Below are 13936 nucleotides of genomic sequence, written 5' to 3' on the forward strand. Positions count from 1 at the left end.
CTTAGCCCGCCGCGCGGAGATCAAAAAGCCCCGCGAGCGCTCCAAACGCACGGCGCAGGGGATAAATCTTCCCCTGCCCGCCCCGCGCCTATTCGGCCGGCTGCCACAGCTCGATCTTCAAGCCTTCAGGATCGACCAGCCAGGCGAACTTGCCGTAGCCCTCGTCCTGGCGGCCGGTCGGTTCGACGCCCGCCGCGGCGGCCTTGGCCAGCACGCCCTCCAGGTCGTCGACGACGAAGTTGACCATGAACGGCGCGGCCGATGGCTCGAAATAGCGGGTGTCGGCAGGGAACGGCGACCAATTGCCGGTGAACGGCTTCTTCGAAGGCTCGAACACCGCACCGCCCCAGTCCTCGATCTTGAAGCCGAGCACCCGCGCGTACCAGTCGGCCAGCGCCTTGGGATCGCTCGCCTTGAAGAACACGCCGCCCAGACCGAGCACCTTGGCCATGACTTCCCCTCCACCCGCAAAGAGCAGAGGGGACTACATCACGCCGCCACCGGGCTCGCCAGGGGCTCGCCGAGGAAGTAGCGGCGCAGGTTCTCCAGGGTCAGGTTGACCATGGCCGGAATGCTGTCGAGCGTCGCGCCGGCCATGTGCGGGGTCAGCACCGTGTGGGGCACGTCGGCCCAGCGGGCCGGCGAGGTCGGCTCCTGCTCGAAGACGTCGAGGGCGGCCATGCCCAGGCGGCCGGCCTTCAGAGCCTCGACCAGGGCGTCCTCGTCGACCAGCGACCCGCGCGAGACGTTGACCAGCAAGCCCTGCGGACCCAGGGCGTCGATAACCCCGGCGTTGATCAGGTGGCGGTTGGACACGTCGGGCCGGGCGCAGACCACCAGGATGTCGCTGTCGCGGGCCAGGGCCAGCAGGTTGTCGGCGCGCGGCCACTCGGTCTCCTTGGGGCGCGGACCCCACCAGGCGACCTTGACGTCGAAGGCGGCCAGGCGGCGGGCGACGGCCTCGCCGATATGACCCAGGCCGACGATCCCGGCCTTGCGGCCGCGCAGGCCGTGGCGCGCGCCCATGCGGTCCATCGAGCTCCAGCGGCCGCTGCGCACCCGCCGGTCGCCCTCGGCGATCCCGCGCCAGGCGCCCAGCAGCAGGCCCAGCGCATGATCGGCCACGTCGCCGGCGTTGAGGCCGACCGAGTGGGTCACCGCCAGCCCGTGGGCCCGGCACCAGGGCACGTCGACGCCGTCATAGCCGGCGCTGACGCAGGCGATCAGGCCCAGGCGCGGCATTTCCGACAGCAGGTCGCGCGGCAGCACCATCTCGCCGGCGTGGACGATGGCCTGCACCTTCCCGCCCGGCCCTTCAAGAAAGTCCAGGCGATCAGGATAGTCCCACAGGCGGTGCACCTCGTAGGCGCCCTCCAGCAGCGGCTGCATCGGCAGCAGCATCTCGTGCGAAAGAACGATGTGGGGCTTTACGACAGGGTTTTGCGGCATTGGCGGCGGCTCCGGTCCCGGCGCGCGGCGGAAGGTCTCCGTCGCCGATCCGCGGGACGATCATCTCCAAAGGACAAGCTACTCTTCTGGCGGCCGGGCGCCAGCACGTAGCGCGCGACGCACGAATATCTGAAGTCGTCCGGCGGCGGCTTGCGCGAACGCCTCGCCCCGGCCGGACTGCCGCAGACAACCCGCCGCGCCGATCACCGGTTCCCGCACCGCAACAGGCAATGCCAAGCTGTGAACGCCTTGAGCGCGAACGGGTTTTATTCCTTGGCGCCGAGCACGGCGCCTTAGGGAGAGCTCCCCATGTTGACGAAAACCCTGCTGGCGGGCGCAGCGCTCGCCATGATCGTCTCCGGCGCGGCCGTCGCCAATCCGAAGATCAAGGCCGGCGCCGCCGTGGCCGCGCCCAAGCAGCCGATCCCCTACAGCCAGCTCGACGCCTATACCAAGGCCTCGCCCAAGCAGCGCGCGACCAAGGACTGGTGGGCCGGCGAGGCGGCCACCGGCATGCAGGCCGACACCTCGGCGACCATGCCGCCGGCGTCCCCAGCCAATTCGATGAACGGCTCGATGTCCGGTGACGCCGCGGCCAGCACTCAGGTCAATCCGCCCATGACCGACGCCCCGGCCTCGATGCCGACCACGCCGCCGACCAACAGCACGCCGCCCGACGACATGGCCCCGCAACCCGGCTCGAACCTACCCGGAACCGACCCGAACATGCCGCCGAAAGAGCCGAAGTAGACAGGCGACCAAGGCGCAACTAAAGCGCGACTATTCGCTTTACCATGAGCCCCCTCTGCCCCTATCGTGAAGAGGCAGGGGGGTCTGCACATGCAACTTCGTCGCGAGCTCGCGGCATGTTTCGTCGTGGCCGTCATCGTGACGGCGATCGCGGCGATCATCGCCGTGCTCGATCCCATGGGTCTGGACGAGGCGTCCGACCGGCATAGCGCCGGCGTGGTCGGGCGCATGACGGCGCCGTTCTACGGCGGCGAGCCCGACGCGCCGCCCCATCGCCCCACGGTGGTTCTCGTCAGCGACGCCACCCTGCAGGAGATGGCCACGCCCTGGCCTCCCCCGCGCGGCTTCTACAGCGATCTCGTCCGCACCCTGGCCGCCGAACGTCCCTCGGCGATCTTCCTCGACTACATGCTGGTGTCCGAGTTCGGCGAGCCCAGCGAGCGCCAGGCCTTCATCCAGACCGTCGGCGAGGTCACCCGGGTCGCCGACTGGCCCAAGGGCGCCGACTGCCGCTCGACCCCGCTCCACAAGCTGAAATGCATCGTCCAGGCCGGCGGCGTGCCGGTGATCCTCGGCAAGCAGTTTCCGCCCGACCAGTGCGGCCCGATCACCGGCAGAACCATGTCCATGGACATGATCGCCCAGGACGGCGTGGCCCTGCTGGCGCCGCTGGGCTGGCCCGACCTGCCGGACGCCTATCGGCCCGTCCTTACCCGCCAGGACTATGCGGCCGCCATGAACGACGCCTATGGCGACAAGCGGGACCCGGCCAAGAACAAGCAGGCCGCGGCGCTGATGGCGTCCTGCAAGGCCCTGCGCACGATCGAGGTCCCGGGCGATGCGACCAGGCCGGGCTTCGCCTGGCACGGCGGCGCGCAATACGATCTCTCCCCGGCGATGGCCGCCTACGCCGTCGACTGCCTGCGCGCGCCGGCCAGGCCGGAGGAGGGCAAGACCCTGTGCGCGGCCCTGCGGGCGCTGCCGACCGAAGGGCCTGCGTTTCGCGAGACGCTGGACAGGCTCGGCCTTCCTGCGGAGAAGGCCTCGGTCATCTGGGGATCGCGCCCCGATCCGAAAAAGCTGGCGCTCGACCAGAAGATCTACGCCGTCAGCGACGAAGAAAAGGACTGCGACAAGGAAACCCGCTCGCCGCTGCGGCTGCTCTCCGTCGGCTTCGTCCAGCTGAGTTCGGCGATCGGCGAACACGAGGCCGCCGCCAAGGTCGCCTGCCCCTACGCGCCCACCTTCGACTACGCCGTGCTGCGCGACGAGCTGACCGGCCCGCGCGCCGGCGAAGTTCGCGGCTACCTTGCGGGCCGCACGGTGATGGTGGGCGCCGCGCAGTCGGGCAACAACGACTGGATCAGCAACGTCGTCCACGGCCGCCAGCCCGGCGTGCAGTTCCACGCCATGGCCTACGACAACCTGGTCCGCCTGGGGCCGAACCTGCAGCGGCCGCCGCCCGACGTCTTCGAGGACGGCCTGCTCGGCGACCTCAACCTCGACTGGGGCGAGGTGCTGGAGTTCGCCTGCGCCTTTTCGATCGCCTTCCTGGTAGAGCACACCCGGCGGCGCGTCGAAGCCGAAGGCGTTCGCCGCCGCGACGTCCTTCGCAAGATCGTCGGCCTCTTCCTGATGAGCTGCGTCGTGCTGACCACGGCGGTGATCTTCACCCAGACGCGACACTGGGAGCCGGTCAACATCGTGGGGCTGTTCGGCTTCACCATCATGGACGGCGTGATCAGCTTCTGGAGCATCGAGGGCTTCAGCTGGAGCGCCATCCTCTGCCGCGACGCCGTCGTCGTCGCCTGGCGAAACGGCGTCCGGAAGGCGCGCGCCCTGCTGCGCCGCCGCCCCGCTTCCCCGCCCCCTCCCCGAGCCACCGAGAACGAGGCGTCCTCATCATGAACCGTCCGATCGCGTCCGCGGCGTTCTGCGCCGCCCTGCTCCTGCCCGCAGCCGGCCCGGCGCTCGCCGCCGACGGCGATGTCCCAGTCGCCTTCAGCGCCGGCAGCGTCACGCTGCACGCCGATCCCGACTGCTTCGCCACCAAGCAGACGGTCGCGGCCGGCAAGCTGCCGCCGCTGACCCGCGACCCGGCGGTCCCCGCCAGCGGCGGCTGCCTGACCCTCAAGGACGCCTCGGGGGTTCGCTACTACGTGCTGGAGGCCGCGCTCTCGGCCCGCAAGGGTCCGTGCCAGAGCGGGCTGCGCATGGCCGAGCGGCCCAAGGCCACGGCCACGGCCGGGTCGCAGGGGGCGGCATGCAACAACTGACCCCGCGCCTGCGCGCCGTCCTGGCGCTCGCTATGGGGCTGAGCCTGGGCGTCCCGGCCAGCGACGCCATGGCCCAGGCCCGCAAGTCGCCCGCCGCCAAGCCCCCGGCGAAGGCCGCCGCCGCGCCCAAGCCGCCGCCTCCGCCGCCGCAACCGCCCGCCCCGCCGCCCCAGCCGGGCCTCGTGGCGGTCTGCAGCGGCGAGGCGCTGAAAGCCCCGCCTCCCGCCAAGGGCGGCGTGCGCGGCATGATCGGCGGCGGACTGGCGCGGATCGGCTCGACCACGATCGACCGGTTCTCGATCAGCGGCCGCGACGGCGTCTTCCTGTGCTCGCCCGGCCAGGCCGCGCAGGCGACCGAGCGCGCGGCGCGGCCCGAGCCCGCACCGGCCGCGACCAAGACGACGACGCCCGGCGGCGGACCGGCCGTGCTGTCGCTGTCGGCCCAGGCCGACGTGCGCGGCGACATGCGCCCCACCCTCTTCCAGATGAACCAGACCCAGGCGCGCCTCCAGGCCATGGTCGATCGCCTCGCCAAGGCCTGGCCCTATCCGAACGCGCCGCGTCCCCGGGTGCTGATCAGCGCCAACCTCGCCTACAACGCCGAGGCGCGGCCGGACAACACGCTGACCGTCTGGCTGGGCGTGTTCGAGGGAACCACGCCCGGAACCCTGACCGACCAGCTGACCGACAACGACCTCTACTGGCTGCTGGGTCACGAATACGCCCACCTGGCCCTCGGCCACAGCCGTCGCGACGAGGCCGCCGAGGGCCAGCGCAAGCTGCTGCAGAGCATGACCTCGCTCTACCAGCGCGGCGCGGTGCTGGAGGCCAACATGCGCTACGCCGAGCCCGGCGTGAACGCCGACATGCGCGAGCGGATCGAGGACTCCAAGGAGGCCCATCGCCGCCTGCGCTTCCTGGTCGACAAGATCGCCATGCCGTTCTGGGGGCGGATGCTCGAGGACGAGGCCGACGCCGCGGGCTACGACGTCGCCGCCCTGGCCGGCTACCAGCCGCGCTGGAGCTACTCCACGACCCAGTTCGCGCTGGGCGAAAAGGCGATGGACGACCGCGTAGACGCCGTCAAATCGGGGCTCAGCAAGAAGGCCTCCGCCCTGCTGGCCGACCCGCAGTACCAGGCCGCGCTCAACCAGGGCCAGTTCAGCGCCGCGGCCAACACCATGGGCGAAGCCCTGAAGAAGAGCCTGATCGAGGAGGCCAAGAGCCAGGCCATCGACTGGATGAGCCGCGACCACCGCTCGGCCAAGGCCCGGTCGGAGGGCATGGAGCGCTATCGCCAGGCCGCCTACGACAGGGCCCAGATCACCCCCGCCAGCGGCAAGATCGTCGCCGAGACCACCGGCCTGATGGGCCTGACCGAACTGGCCGAGGCGGTGCGCGCCGCCCGCGCCGCCAGCAACGCCGAGAACGCCCTCGACCCGGTGCAGGGCGAGGATCCGCAGGTCTCGTACGCCAAGGCCGCGAGCGAGATCCAGATCGCCCTGAACACGCCCTTCAAACGCGAGGCCTATATCCGGCTGGTCGCCGCGCGGGTGGCCCTGGCCCAGAACCGGCCGGGCGACGCGGTCAACCACCTGGAGGCCGCCCGCTCCTCGCCGAACGTGTCGCCCGACGCCTATCGCGAACTGGCCAGGCTGTACGCCAAGCGCGGCGCCCTCGCCCAGGCCCAGACGATCGTGACGGAAGGCCGGAGCAAGACCGGCGACTATGACTACTTCCTGCCCGAGGACGTCCGCATCCTGGTGCGCGGGCACAAGTTCAAGGAGGCGGGGCCGGTCATCGGCAAATGCCGCGCCAGCCAGCGCGAGCAGATCATCCTCGACTGCCTGGATGCGCTGAGCGACCTGGATCAGAGCAAGCTGACCGAGCAGCAGAAGCAGCAGTTCCACGACCTGGCCTACTGGGGCGCGACGCCGAAGACGGCCAAGGACGACCAGTCGGTCTCGCCGTTCGACCTGCGCTCGCTGCTCAAGCCCGCCGGCAAATAAGAAAAAGCCCGCCGGACCATCCGGTCCGGCGGGCTTCGATCTCGAGGCGTTCCTCCCGCCTTAGCGGGCGAACTTCTGGAACTTGATCCGCTTGGGGATCAGGCTGTCGGCGCCCAGGCGGCGCTTCTTGTCTTCTTCGTACATCTCGAAGTTGCCTTCGAACCACTCGACGTGGCTGTCGCCCTCGAAGGCCAGGATGTGGGTCGCCAGGCGGTCCAGGAACCAGCGATCGTGGCTGATGACCACGGCGCAGCCGGCGAACTCTTCCAGCGCCTCTTCCAGGGCCTGCAGGGTTTCGATGTCCAGGTCGTTGGTCGGTTCGTCGAGCAGCAGCAGGTTGCCGCCGGTGGCCAGGGTCTTGGCCAGGTGGACGCGGTTGCGCTCACCGCCCGACAGCAGGCCGACCTTCTTCTGCTGGTCGCCGCCCTTGAAGTTGAAGCTGCCGACATAGGCGCGGGAATTGATCTCGCGCTTGCCGACCACCATCACGTCGGTGCCGCCGCTGATTTCCTGCCAGATGGTCTTGTTCGGATCCAGCGCGTCGCGCGACTGGTCGACATAGGACAGCTTCACCGTCTCGCCGACCTTCACGGTGCCGGCGTCGGGCTGTTCGCGGCCGGTGATCAGCTTGAACAGGGTCGACTTGCCGGCGCCGTTCGGACCGATGACGCCGACGATGCCGTTCGGCGGCAGGCGGAACGACAGGTCCTTGAACAGCACCTTGTCGCCGTATTCCTTTTCCAGGCCCTCGACTTCCAGCACCAGGTTGCCCAGGCGCGGGCCGGGCGGGATCTGGATGTGGGCCTGGGTCTGGGCGGCGCGGGCGTTTTCCTGCGCGGCGACCATTTCGTCGTACGAGGCCAGGCGGGCCTTCGACTTGGACTGACGGGCCTTGGGCGAGGAGCGGACCCATTCCAGTTCGCGGGTGAGCGCGCGCTGGCGGGCTTCGGATTCCGACTGCTCCTGGACGACGCGCTTCTGCTTCTGCTCCAGCCAGCCGGAGTAGTTGCCCTCGTAGGGGATGCCCTTGCCGCGATCCAGTTCCAGGGTCCACTTGGTGACCTGATCCAGGAAGTAGCGATCGTGGGTCACCAGGATCACGCAGCCCGGGAAGTCTTCCAGGTGGTGCTGCAGCCAGGCCACCGACTCGGCGTCCAGGTGGTTGGTCGGTTCGTCGAGCAGCAGCATGTCGGGCTTGCTGAGCAGCAGGCGGGCCAGCGCGATGCGGCGCTTTTCACCGCCCGACAGGCTTTCGATGTTGCTGTCGTTGGGCGGGCAGCGCAGGGCGTCGATCGCCATCTCGATCTTGGAATCGATGTCCCACAGATCCTTGGCGTCGATGATCTCCTGGAGCTTGGTCATCTCCTCCATCAGCTCGTCGGTGTATTCCTCACCGAGCTGAACCGCGAGGGCGTTGTACTTGTCGAAGACGTGCTTGTCTTCGCAGTCGGCGATGACATTGCCCCAGACGTCTTTGGTCGGGTCCAGCACCGGCTCCTGCGGGAGATAGCCGCGCTTGATGCCGTCGGCGGCCTTGGCCTCGCCCGAGAATTCCTTGTCGAGGCCGGCCATCACCTTCAGCAGGGTGGACTTACCCGAGCCGTTGACGCCCACGACGCCGATCTTGGCGTCGGAGTAGAACGACAGCCAGATGTTCTCGAAGACCTTCTTGCCACCGGGATAGGCCTTGGTCAGGCCCTGCATCTGGAAAATGTATTGCTGCGCCATGAGGGGCTTTTCGTCTCTCGGGTCGGGGTGCGGGGGTCGGGCGCTCAAATAGCGGTTGGGGGCGGTTTGCGCAATCGCGGCCCCTTCACGCATTCGTCGCCAGACTGTCGGCGAGACGACAAATAACCGTCGCGGCGGTGTCGTCGATCAACGTTAGGCGAGCCCCCTAGACGCGCCCTGGGCGATCTCCCCGCCCGGCGCACCAGGGGATAGAAAATGAAATCCGCTCTTCTGCTGAGCGCCGCCTTCGGCGCCCTCCTGCTGGCCGCTCCCGCCCTCGCCGCCGAAACGCCCGCCGAACCCGCGCCCGCCGCGGCTGACGCCGCCACCGAGGTCGACGCCGTCATCGTCATCGGCCAGGGCCAGAGCCGCCAGGTCCAGACCGTCAACGACGCCGCCCTGGCCCTGGAAGCCTCCGGCTCCAGCCCGCTGAAGGCGATCGCCAAGCTGCCCGGCGTGTCGTTCCAGTCGGCCGACGCCTTCGGCGCCTACGAATGGTCGACCCGCATCTCGATCCGCGGCTTCAACCAGAACCAGCTGGGCTTCACGCTGGACGGCGTGCCGCTGGGCGACATGAGCTACGGCAACCACAACGGCCTGCACATCAGCCGCGCCGTCGCCAGCGAGAACATCGGCAAGGTCGAACTGGCCCAGGGCGCCGGCGCGCTGGGCGTCGCCTCGACCTCGAACCTGGGCGGCACGCTGCAGTTCTTCTCGCGCGATCCGTCCGAGACGCTCGGCGGCCAGCTCAACGTCACCGGCGGCTCCGAGGCCATGCACCGGGTGTTCGGCCGCTTCGAGACCGGCGCCATCGAGCAACTGGGCGGCCTGCGCGCCTACGTCTCGATCGCCGACCAGAAGAGCGACAAGTGGAAGGGCGGCGGCGAGCAGAAGCAGCGTCAGTACGACGCCAAGGCCGTGCTGCCGCTGGGCGAAGGCGAACTGACCGGCTTCTACCACCGCTCGGAACGCCGCGAGCAGGACTACCAGGACATGTCGTTCGAGATGATCAAGCGTCTCGGCCGCGACTGGGACAACACCCAGCCCAACTGGGCCCTGGCGATCGCCGCCGCCCGCGCCTACCAGACCGGAACCGCCCTGCCCTCGCCGTTCACCTCGGTCGACGACGCCTACTACGCCGGCGCCGGCATCCGTGACGACGATCTCTACGGGGCCAGCCTCAGCCTGCCCTTCGGCGACCGCGTGAAGTTCGACGCCACCGCCTACCAGCACAAGAACCAGGGCCAGGGCCTGTGGTACACGCCGTACCTGGCCAGCCCCGGCTTCGGCACGACCGGCTCGAACGCCGCCCCGCTGTCGATCCGCACCACCGAATACGACATCGACCGCGGCGGCCTGACCGCCGGCCTGTCGGTCGAGCTGGGCGCCCACACCATCAGCGGCGGCTTCTGGACGGAAACCAACCACTTCAACCAGGCCCGCCGGTTCTATGCCGAGACCGCCTCGGCCCCGTCGCGCGATCCGCTGGACTTCCAGGCCAACCCGTTCGCCACCCAGTGGCAGTACCGCTTCGAGACCAAGACCCTGACGGGCCACATCGAAGACAGCTGGACCGTCACCGAGGCCCTGAAGGTCAACTTCGGCTTCAAGGCGGTGAAGGTCGAAAACAGCGTCGAGACGGTGGTCGGCAGCGCGCTGGCGGGCAAGATCGAGAGCAAGGACACGTTCCTGCCGCAGATCGGCTTCGTCTACGACCTGGGCAGCGGCGTCGAGTTCTTCGGCGGCTACACCGAGAACATGGCCGCCTACGTCTCGGCGGCGACGGCCGGCCCGTTCGCCTCGCAGAGCCAGACGGTCGTCGACTACGTCGCCAAGACCCTGAACCCGGAAAGCTCCCGGACCTTCGAAGCCGGCGCCCGCTATCACCGGGGTCCGTTCCAGGGCGTGGTCGCGGTCTATGACGTCAACTTCGAGGACCGCCTGCTCAGCGCCTCGACGGCCTCGCCGATCCTGGGCCTGCCGGCCGTGCTGTCGAACGTCGGCTCGGTGAAGACCCAAGGCCTGGAACTGGCCGGCGAATACCGCGTCAGCGACGCCTGGTCGGTCTACGCCGCCTACACCCACAACAAGTCGGAATACCAGGACGACGTCATCAACGGCAGCGGCGCCGTCGTCGCCCACACCGCGGGCAAGACCGTGGTCGATACGCCCGAGAACATCTTCAAGGGCGAGGTGAAGTTCGAGCAGGCCGGCTTCTACGCCAAGCTCGGCGTCAGCTACACCGGCGAGCGCTACTACACCTACGAGAACATCGGCGGGAAGGTCGACAGCGCCACCGTGGCCGACCTCACCCTCGGCTACAGCTTCGACGGCGAGGGCTGGACCAAGGGCCTCGAGATCCAGGCCAACATCACCAACCTGTTCGACGAGGACTACATCTCGACCGTCGGCTCGGGCGGCTTCGTCAACAACGACACCGCCGGCACAGCCATGACCCTGCTGCCGGGCGCGCCCCGCCAGGGCTTCGTGACGATCAAAAAGGCGTTCTGATCCGCCTTCGAGCCTGAAGGACGCGCGGCCGGGAGGCGACTCCCGGCCGCGTTTTCGTTCTCAGCCCTCGGGTGATCAGCCCCTGAACCGCATGGCGACGTCGCAGCGCTCGTAGCGCGAACCGAACAGGGCCATCACCTCGGCGTCGTGCTCGAAGCCCAGCTTCTCGTAGAGGTGCACGGCAGGCCCGCACTTGGTGTTGGTCAGCAGGTAGAGCTTCTCGCTCGCCCCCATCGCCTTCGCCCGCTTGATCGCCTCGGCCAGCAGGAACTCGCCGACCTTGCGGCCCCGCGCCGACTTCGACACGCCCATCTTGGTCAGCTCGAACCAACCGTCCTTGGCCTTCATCAGCGCGCAGGTCCCGACCACGCCCAGGTCGGGCGTCTGCGCGAACAGGATCGCCCCGCCCTTGTCGATGATCCGCTCACGCGGGTTGGACAGCAGGTCGACGTCGTTGGCCTCCAGGGCGAACATCTCCTCGATCCATTCGGCGTTGATGCGATGGAACGGCTCGGCCAGCTCGTCGGAGAAGTCGCGCACGCTCATCGACGGGGCCAGGGTGCGGTCGGCCAAGGTGCGATCGACGAGCGAGCGGCGGTCCAGTTCGGCTTCGATGTCGGCGATGGCGTCCATCAACTGCTGATGCCGCCCGCCGCACAGCGAGATCGCGGCGGCCTCGACCCGGGGCCAGAGGTCATTTTCCAGCTTGTCCATCAAGGCCTCGCCGGCGGGGCTCAGCGACAGCAGCTTGTGGCGCTGGTCGCGTCCTTCCCTGCTGGCCTCGACCAGCCCCTGCTCGATCAGCGCCTGCAAAGCGCGCGTGGCGGTGGGCTGGCTGATGCGCAGATGCTGGGCGATCGCCCCGACCGTGCGCGGCCCCTCGCGGCGCAGCACCGCCAGCAGCGGCTGCTGGGCCGGCTGCACCGGCAGGTCCATGGCCTGCAGGATCGCCCCGGCCTCGGTCTGCAACCGGTCGCCCAGGCGCTTGAGGCGGCTTCCCAGGAACGTCACGCCCAGGTCGGAGAGGGTGTCGGAGGTCATGAGCGCCATCCTGCAGAATTGTATATAGCAAGCTATATACCTAGCTATACGCATTACGGTCAAGACGACGTCAGGAGCGCTGGCTCGGCCCGGCGGTGTCGCTATCGATGTCGCGGAAGGTCGCCCTGCCCGCCCCTACTGACGCGGCTTGAGCCGTTCGGCGCGGCGGCGCATGGCGGCCGCCAGTTGCAGCAGGGCCAGAGCCGAGGCTTCGTCGCGCTCGGCCGCCCGCATGGTGTAGACCCGCGCCAGCACCACCAGCGCCTCCGGCCGGTCCAGCCCCTCGGCGCCGAACATGTCGGCGATCGACTGGTCCAGCTCGATCAGCTGGTCGTCGCTCAGCAGATCCAGCAGTTCGTCGTCGGAGAAGTCTTCAGGCGTATTGCTCATGCGCCCCGACATAGCAGACCTTTCGGCCGCTAGGCGACCGGCGCCGACTTGGCCTCGATCGGGCGCGGCTCGGCCAGCAAGGGTTTCAGCAGCTTGGCGAAGCTGCCGTAGGTGAAGCTGCCCGAGTCGGCGTGGCGCACCACGCCCTGGCGGTCGATGACGAAACTGGTCGGCACGGCGTTGTCGATCTTGCCATAGCCCTTGCCCGTCAGCCGTTTGGCCAGCGGGAAGGCCAGCACCTTGGCGAGGTCGCGCAGGGCCCGCTCCGGCGGCGAATCCTCGACGCTGATGGCGTAGATCCGCAGGCCCGCCCCGCTGCGCTCGCGCATGAACTGGTCCATGGCCGGCATCTCGGCGCGGCAGGGGCCGCACCAGGTGGCCCAATAGTTCAGCACCACGACGTCGCCGGCCATCTCGGTCGACTTGATGACCTGGTGATCGAAGGTCGAGATCGTGAACGGCGGCGCGACGTCGCCCACCGCCGCCTGCTTGCCCTTGGCCCAGGACAGGCTCGGCGTCGCCAGGCCCGTCGTCGCCCCCATCGCAGCAAGGGCCGCCATCACTTCGCGCCGCCGCATGTCCCCTCCGTACGCCACCTGCTCCAGCGGCGTTATCGCCAGGGTTGCTCGCGGTCAAGCTTACTCCCGCCCCGCCTCGACAACGACCGAACCGTGACGAAGCGCGTTCACAGGGGCAAGCAAACCGCCTAGGTTCTGTCCATGGACCGTCATGCTTCCCTCGCAGCCATGTCCGCCATCGGCCGTCGCGGCCTGTTCCGCGAGGTCGAGCCGTTCTCCTTCGGCTGGTTGTCGGTCGGCGGGCCGCACGAGATCTATTACGAGGAATGCGGCGCGCCGCGCGGCAAGCCGGCGGTCATCCTGCACGGCGGCCCCGGCGGGGCGATCAACCCGACCATGCGGCGGTTCTTCGATCCCGGCCGCTGGCGCATGGCCCTGTTCGACCAGCGCGGCTGCGGCCGCTCGCGTCCCAACGCCAGCCTCGACGACAACACCACCTGGAGCCTGATCGCCGACATCGAGCGGCTGCGCGAGCACCTGGGCGTCGAAAAATGGACCGTGTTCGGCGGCTCCTGGGGCTCCACCCTCGCCCTGGCCTACGCCATCAAGCATCCCGACCGCGTCGAGGGGCTGGTGCTGCGCGGCGTCTTCCTGCTGACCGAGAAGGAGCTGAACTGGTTCTACCAGGACGGCGCCTCGATGCTGTTCCCCGACGCCTGGGAGCGCTTTCTCGCGCCGATCCCGGTCGAGGAGCGCGGCGACCTGATGGCCGCCTATCACAAGCGCCTCGTCCATCCCGACCGCCGCGTCCAGGCCGAGGCCGCCAACGCCTGGAGCCAGTGGGAGGGCGACACCATCTCGCTGCGGGGGCCCGAGGCCCGGCCGCCGAAATTCAACGAAGAAGACTTCGCCATCGCCTTCGCGCGGATCGAGAGCCACTTCTTCGTCAATCGCGGCTTCTTCCCCGAGGACGGCTGGATCCTCAAGAACATCGAGACGATCCGGCGCATCCCGGCCTGGATCGTCCAGGGCCGCTTCGACGTCGTCACGCCGCTCGCCAGCGCCTGGGCCCTGCACCGCGCCTGGCCCTCGGCCCATTTCGAGATCGTCTGGGACGCCGGCCACGCCTCGACCGAGCCCGGCGTCATCGACGGCCTGGTGCGAGCCACCGACGCGGCGTTCGGGCGGTAGTTAGTCCCCTCTTCCATAGGGAGAGGGAGGGGCCCGCGCGAAGCGTGGGAGGGTGAGGGGTTTCACCGCCGGC

Annotated in this window: 12 protein-coding genes; 6 read left to right on the forward strand and 6 right to left on the reverse strand. The window is 69.0% G+C overall.

Features of this window, described 5'->3' with window-relative positions:
• Positions 1 to 88 precede the first annotated feature (88 nt).
• Positions 89 to 451 carry a VOC family protein gene (locus tag AC07NG_RS19020; RefSeq protein ID WP_110120994.1) on the reverse strand — a complete coding sequence of 121 codons (363 nt, stop codon included), beginning with the start codon at positions 449 to 451 and terminating at the stop codon, positions 89 to 91.
• 38 nt (positions 452 to 489) lie between these two features.
• The gene (locus AC07NG_RS19025; RefSeq protein WP_492855897.1) at positions 490 to 1449 is read right to left on the reverse strand and encodes a 2-hydroxyacid dehydrogenase; all 960 of its coding nucleotides are present in this window, start codon (positions 1447 to 1449) and stop codon (positions 490 to 492) included.
• A gap of 309 nt (positions 1450 to 1758) precedes the next feature.
• Here AC07NG_RS19025 and AC07NG_RS19030 point away from each other — a divergent pair, with 309 nt between their 5' ends.
• The 4 genes from AC07NG_RS19030 (at position 1759) to AC07NG_RS19045 (ending at position 6484) form a co-directional block, all read left to right on the forward strand.
• A complete protein-coding gene (locus AC07NG_RS19030; protein WP_494595672.1) occupies positions 1759 to 2199 on the forward strand; it encodes a hypothetical protein in 441 nt (146 codons plus the stop codon).
• Between the two features lie 90 nt (positions 2200 to 2289).
• Positions 2290 to 4107, forward strand: a complete 1818-nt coding sequence (locus tag AC07NG_RS19035) for a hypothetical protein (protein ID WP_494595674.1) — start codon at positions 2290 to 2292, stop codon at positions 4105 to 4107.
• Positions 4104 to 4475, forward strand: coding sequence for a hypothetical protein (locus tag AC07NG_RS19040; RefSeq protein ID WP_494595676.1), 372 nt, complete (start codon positions 4104 to 4106; stop codon positions 4473 to 4475). Before AC07NG_RS19035 ends, AC07NG_RS19040 begins: the two co-directional genes overlap by 4 nt.
• The gene (locus AC07NG_RS19045) at positions 4463 to 6484 is read left to right on the forward strand and encodes a M48 family metalloprotease (RefSeq protein ID WP_494595677.1); all 2022 of its coding nucleotides are present in this window, start codon (positions 4463 to 4465) and stop codon (positions 6482 to 6484) included. Before AC07NG_RS19040 ends, AC07NG_RS19045 begins: the two co-directional genes overlap by 13 nt.
• Positions 6485 to 6544: 60 nt before the next feature.
• Here AC07NG_RS19045 and ettA read toward each other — a convergent pair whose 3' ends face one another.
• Positions 6545 to 8212, reverse strand: coding sequence for an energy-dependent translational throttle protein EttA (gene ettA, locus AC07NG_RS19050; protein ID WP_487291734.1), 1668 nt, complete (start codon positions 8210 to 8212; stop codon positions 6545 to 6547).
• A 216-nt stretch (positions 8213 to 8428) separates the two neighbouring features.
• Between ettA and AC07NG_RS19055 the strand changes: the two genes are divergently transcribed.
• Positions 8429 to 10723 carry a TonB-dependent receptor gene (locus AC07NG_RS19055; protein WP_494595679.1) on the forward strand — a complete coding sequence of 765 codons (2295 nt, stop codon included), beginning with the start codon at positions 8429 to 8431 and terminating at the stop codon, positions 10721 to 10723.
• A 75-nt stretch (positions 10724 to 10798) separates the two neighbouring features.
• Here the strand turns inward: AC07NG_RS19055 and AC07NG_RS19060 are convergent, their stop codons facing one another.
• The 3 genes from AC07NG_RS19060 to AC07NG_RS19070 all read right to left on the reverse strand — a co-directional run bounded on the left by AC07NG_RS19060 (position 10799) and on the right by AC07NG_RS19070 (position 12732).
• Positions 10799 to 11764, reverse strand: coding sequence for a bifunctional helix-turn-helix transcriptional regulator/GNAT family N-acetyltransferase (locus tag AC07NG_RS19060; protein WP_492855892.1), 966 nt, complete (start codon positions 11762 to 11764; stop codon positions 10799 to 10801).
• Positions 11765 to 11899: 135 nt separating this feature from the next.
• Complete coding sequence (locus AC07NG_RS19065) at positions 11900 to 12154, reverse strand: low temperature requirement protein A (protein ID WP_110121231.1); 255 nt, start codon at positions 12152 to 12154, stop codon at positions 11900 to 11902.
• A 29-nt stretch (positions 12155 to 12183) separates the two neighbouring features.
• Entirely contained in the window at positions 12184 to 12732 is a 549-nt protein-coding gene (locus tag AC07NG_RS19070; RefSeq protein ID WP_492855891.1) for a TlpA family protein disulfide reductase, read from the reverse strand.
• A gap of 141 nt (positions 12733 to 12873) precedes the next feature.
• Between AC07NG_RS19070 and pip the strand changes: the two genes are divergently transcribed.
• Positions 12874 to 13863, forward strand: coding sequence for a prolyl aminopeptidase (gene pip / locus AC07NG_RS19075; RefSeq protein ID WP_492855890.1), 990 nt, complete (start codon positions 12874 to 12876; stop codon positions 13861 to 13863).
• The last annotated feature ends 73 nt before the right edge of the window (positions 13864 to 13936 follow it).

The organism is Caulobacter sp. GW821-FHT10C03, assembly GCF_059415485.1.

What these genes read in the sequence shown, in the direction of transcription:
- AC07NG_RS19030 (WP_494595672.1), top strand. Translation starts at nt 1,759, where the DNA reads ATGTTGACGAAAACCCTGCTGGCGGGCGCAGCGCTCGCCATGATCGTC.
- ettA (WP_487291734.1), bottom strand. Translation starts at nt 8,212, where the DNA reads ATGGCGCAGCAATACATTTTCCAGATGCAGGGCCTGACCAAGGCCTAT.
- pip (WP_492855890.1), top strand. Translation starts at nt 12,874, where the DNA reads ATGGACCGTCATGCTTCCCTCGCAGCCATGTCCGCCATCGGCCGTCGC.
- AC07NG_RS19020 (WP_110120994.1), bottom strand. Translation starts at nt 451, where the DNA reads ATGGCCAAGGTGCTCGGTCTGGGCGGCGTGTTCTTCAAGGCGAGCGAT.
- AC07NG_RS19065 (WP_110121231.1), bottom strand. Translation starts at nt 12,154, where the DNA reads ATGAGCAATACGCCTGAAGACTTCTCCGACGACGAACTGCTGGATCTG.
- AC07NG_RS19040 (WP_494595676.1), top strand. Translation starts at nt 4,104, where the DNA reads ATGAACCGTCCGATCGCGTCCGCGGCGTTCTGCGCCGCCCTGCTCCTG.
- AC07NG_RS19060 (WP_492855892.1), bottom strand. Translation starts at nt 11,764, where the DNA reads ATGACCTCCGACACCCTCTCCGACCTGGGCGTGACGTTCCTGGGAAGC.
- AC07NG_RS19045 (WP_494595677.1), top strand. Translation starts at nt 4,463, where the DNA reads ATGCAACAACTGACCCCGCGCCTGCGCGCCGTCCTGGCGCTCGCTATG.
- AC07NG_RS19025 (WP_492855897.1), bottom strand. Translation starts at nt 1,449, where the DNA reads ATGCCGCAAAACCCTGTCGTAAAGCCCCACATCGTTCTTTCGCACGAG.
- AC07NG_RS19035 (WP_494595674.1), top strand. Translation starts at nt 2,290, where the DNA reads ATGCAACTTCGTCGCGAGCTCGCGGCATGTTTCGTCGTGGCCGTCATC.
- AC07NG_RS19070 (WP_492855891.1), bottom strand. Translation starts at nt 12,732, where the DNA reads ATGCGGCGGCGCGAAGTGATGGCGGCCCTTGCTGCGATGGGGGCGACG.
- AC07NG_RS19055 (WP_494595679.1), top strand. Translation starts at nt 8,429, where the DNA reads ATGAAATCCGCTCTTCTGCTGAGCGCCGCCTTCGGCGCCCTCCTGCTG.